At 60.8% G+C, this 3,439-nt stretch carries 4 protein-coding genes and 1 tRNA gene; 3 read left to right on the top strand and 2 right to left on the bottom strand.

All coding sequences use genetic code 11. From position 1 onward, the window contains the following. Positions 1-396: 396 nt before the first annotated feature. Positions 397-469 (top strand) — tRNA-Ala (locus FWD29_10025). A 266-nt stretch (positions 470-735) separates the two neighbouring features. Then, positions 736-1,443 carry a hypothetical protein gene (locus FWD29_10020; GenBank protein MCL2804265.1) on the top strand — a complete coding sequence of 236 codons (708 nt, stop codon included), beginning with the start codon at positions 736-738 and terminating at the stop codon, positions 1,441-1,443. Positions 1,444-1,629: 186 nt separating this feature from the next. Here the strand turns inward: FWD29_10020 and FWD29_10015 are convergent, their stop codons facing one another. Then, positions 1,630-2,208, bottom strand: a complete 579-nt coding sequence (locus tag FWD29_10015) for a hypothetical protein (GenBank protein ID MCL2804264.1) — start codon at positions 2,206-2,208, stop codon at positions 1,630-1,632. Positions 2,209-2,479: 271 nt separating this feature from the next. Between FWD29_10015 and FWD29_10010 the strand changes: the two genes are divergently transcribed. Further along, complete coding sequence (locus FWD29_10010; GenBank protein ID MCL2804263.1) at positions 2,480-2,761, top strand: helix-turn-helix domain-containing protein; 282 nt, start codon at positions 2,480-2,482, stop codon at positions 2,759-2,761. Between the two features lie 104 nt (positions 2,762-2,865). On the opposite strand, the gene FWD29_10005 is transcribed toward FWD29_10010, so the two are convergent. Continuing rightward, complete coding sequence (locus tag FWD29_10005) at positions 2,866-3,306, bottom strand: MBL fold metallo-hydrolase (protein ID MCL2804262.1); 441 nt, start codon at positions 3,304-3,306, stop codon at positions 2,866-2,868. Positions 3,307-3,439: the final 133 nt, after the last annotated feature.

Genomic DNA, 3,439 nt, shown 5'->3' with positions numbered 1-3,439 from the left:
TAGCAGCCGCTAGCGACACGCCACGCCGCCACTAGTTCAGGTTGAACACCAGCTAAACCACCGAAAACCCACACCCCACCACCCGAAAGACGGGATTCCTGGGCGCCAGGCAGACCAGAAGCCCGCCGATCTGCAAACCGTGTAGACAAGACTAGGGATTCCTTCCACCTGGTCGGACGTGGGGTGTGACTAAGGCGGGAAACTTAGGTACCAACTCGATCAGCCCTTTGGGCTTCGTCAACAGCCGCCTCGCTCGCTCAGGTCAGGCAGTCGAGTAAACTCGGTGCCTGCCATTCACTCGGCTGTGTTCCTCAGCCCTTTGGGCTTCGTCAACAGCCGCCTCGCTCGCTCAGGTCAGGCACTCGAGTAAACTCGGTGCCTGCCATTCACTCACTCGGGGCTGTGGCGCAGTTGGTAGCGCATCTGCTTTGCAAGCAGAGGGTCGTCGGTTCGAGTCCGATCAGCTCCACCCGAGTAGGCACACGGGAACCCTTGTCAGGCGTCATGTGTTTGGCAAACCTGGCTTTTTCGTGGTTGACGGTTGGTTGAGCGACCCCAACGCCGAGCGGCGACTGAACTTGTACCCCAACTGCGAGGACGCCCGGTGGTTGGGGCGACGCATGGGCGTGGCGCCAGGTCAGAAACGTCTGAAGGCCCGGGCGGTGAAAACCGCCGGACCTTCAGCAGATGTGTAACGGAGAGACCTGCCTCCGCTTACACAATAGAGTTTACACCGTGATCAAACCGGAGAGCCTTGACCAGCGGACCCGAGCAGTCGTTGGCGCGATCAGCGCTCCGAGGCTCGAGCCTTACCTAGCAGTTGCAGGCGGTAACAATCGCGAAGCGTTGCGCCTGTATCAGTGGAACATTGACCTGTCCGGCGCAGTTTACGAGACCTTACATGTATTCGAAGTGTTCCTGCGCAACGGGATCGACTGCTGTTTGTCGGAGTGGAACGCGTCCCAGACGGATCAAACTGCCGGGCGACGGCACGAGCCGGAATGGTTGCTTGATCCGGCTCGACTGTTGAGGCGTCTCGTGGGTGAGAACATCGCCCGTGCCACCGAGCAGGCTCGGATCGCGCACCGAGGCAATGCCGGGCGGACGGTCACCCATCCCGACGTTGTAGCTCAACTCTCGTTCGGCACCTGGCGATACTTGTTGCCGGACCGCGACCCCGGCAGACGACGGCTATGGGCTGATGCGCTGCACGCGGCGTTCCCAAACCTTGATGGTCCACCGGCCGGGCTCGTCGCTCGGGTCGATGGTGCCTACCGGCTGCGCAACCGTGTCGCGCACCTCGAACCGCTGCTCAGCGCTGGCCTGATTCGGAAGGAACTCAACGGCATGCGCTGGGTACTGGCAGCGATTAATCCTGACTTGGAAGCATGGTTCGTCTCACGTCAACGCGTAACACGCATACTGCGCACGAGGCAGGCATGATGGTTCAGCCTCCGGCACCGCCAAGAACCTCCTGTTCCAGCGCCAAAACAGCCTCGATGGCGCGTCGTCGGTTCGAGTCCGATCCGCTCCACGGGCGTTGTTCGGACTCGAACAGCGGTGCTTTGTTTCCGGCATTGGCAGGCGGCGTTGCTGGTCGTTTGCTCCGGCGCAAGTACTGACAGTCGATTACTCGGAGCGGGTGCAGTCAACATTCGCCGGGTATTCTTGGTCATAGGCCTCGCCAGCCTCGGCCCTAGCCCGAATACTCACCGTTGGCCCGGAATAGTAAAGACTCACTGTGTGGGCGTAACGATCACCCTGTTCGGTCCCAAGCATTGCGCCCCACTTGAACGCAATAGTGCCTGTATCCATTAGCTCACCAGCAGGTAATCCGACGCCCATAATGGGCATCAGGCGAGCAATGTAGTCGTCATCCGTCGGCACATCCACTAGCAAGTTCCCGCCCTGATACCTCCAGGAACCGGACACAGGCACGACATCATCGACATCAGCATCAAGCTTGTCCTGCTCTAGCCGAATGGGATTGGCCCCACTCGCTTGGGATACCTCCCACTTATCCTTCGAAACCGACAATGTGAAGTCACCATTATCTTGAACGGAATCCTCGTACATCGTCTCCCAGTGGCACTGCCAGGTTCCCTGCACAAACTGTTCAACGGTCTTGGAGGCCGTAGAACTGATCAGCCTTGGTAGGCCAATCCCGAGAGCCAGCGCCACCACAATGACGCCTCCGCCAATTGACAACCACAGAGTCAGGTGTTTCGGTCTTGACCGTGGTGGCTGCGCCATTGTCGCAGTGGGCACTGCCGAAACCGGACTACCACAGTTGGCGCAGTAACCGCCTCCGGCAATGTGGCCGGCCCCGCAGCGCAAGCAATATCGCGCACCGGCGTTCTCTGGCAACGATCCCTGTTTCATTGCAGTTCCATCCATGTCTCTCGGAAACGGCGATCCCACTCGGTAGTGTACTGCTAGCTGGGCAGACGAAAGAGTAGAGCTGCCAGAACATGGGTAGGTGCCCATTTCGCGCGACCATGACCCAGATCGCGCTGCGGTCTGGGCTGCAAGGCGCAAGACCCTCGGACGGAATATCCGCCAGGTTCGTCAAGAACGAGGGCTGACTCAAGAGGCTCTGTCGCTTGAGGCAGGCGTTTCAAGGAACATGCTGATTACCCTTGAGTGGGGACAAAGAAGCATCTTGGCCGACCGGCTGGGCGACATTGCCGAAGTACTGGGCGTCACTGCGGCAGACCTACTGGCTGACCCGACTGCCCCGAAACAGCCGGAGGCTAACTAGCTTCTCGCCATAGCTGTCTCTAACCGGACTATCAACGCGCCACTTGCCATTCGAGGCGCGGGCACCGGGCTGCCAAGAAGGCCCCTGTCAGGTCCGCTTGGAGGTTAGCCCTTGGTGGCAAGGGCTTGTTCGGCCCTGGTGATGATGCCTTCGAGTGCTTCGTTAGCGTTGGTCATAACCCAACCGTGGGCCGGGGCCAGTTGGCGGATAGGCAAGTCCGCGACCCGCCGGGCGCTGGCCGCGGCCAGCGCCTTGTCCCAGGTACCCATGGCCACGAACGGGAACCGCCAGCGGGTATCGCCAGCCACCGCCGGGCCACCACAAGTCTGGAAGGCGTCCCCGGCAAATAGCGTCCCAGTGGCTTCGTGCCAATAACACAGATGCCCAGGGCTATGCCCCGGAGTGGCGACGGCGGTCAGTGGCCCGATCTGGTCGCCACTGGCCACTAGGACATCCGGCTGGGCCAACACCTTGGCGAAAACCCCAGCAAACTTGCCATTTTTCCTGGGGCTCTCGCCGGGCCGGGCCGAAAGGTCACCGGCCATCAGCGCGGCTTCGCGTCTGAGGTTACGTTTGGTTGAGTGTGGTCGGGTGGCGGGTTTTCGGGGCCTGGCCTGTGGGTTTACTTCGAGTGGCGGCTACCGGGCTGGGTGGATGCCTGGCAACATCAGCTGCTAG

It is taken from the genome of Micrococcales bacterium (assembly GCA_009784895.1).
Lineage (GTDB): Bacteria > Actinomycetota > Actinomycetes > Actinomycetales > WQXJ01 > WQXJ01.
The sequence above is the reverse complement of the archived record's forward strand: the minus strand, read 5'-3'. Positions and strand labels throughout refer to the sequence as shown.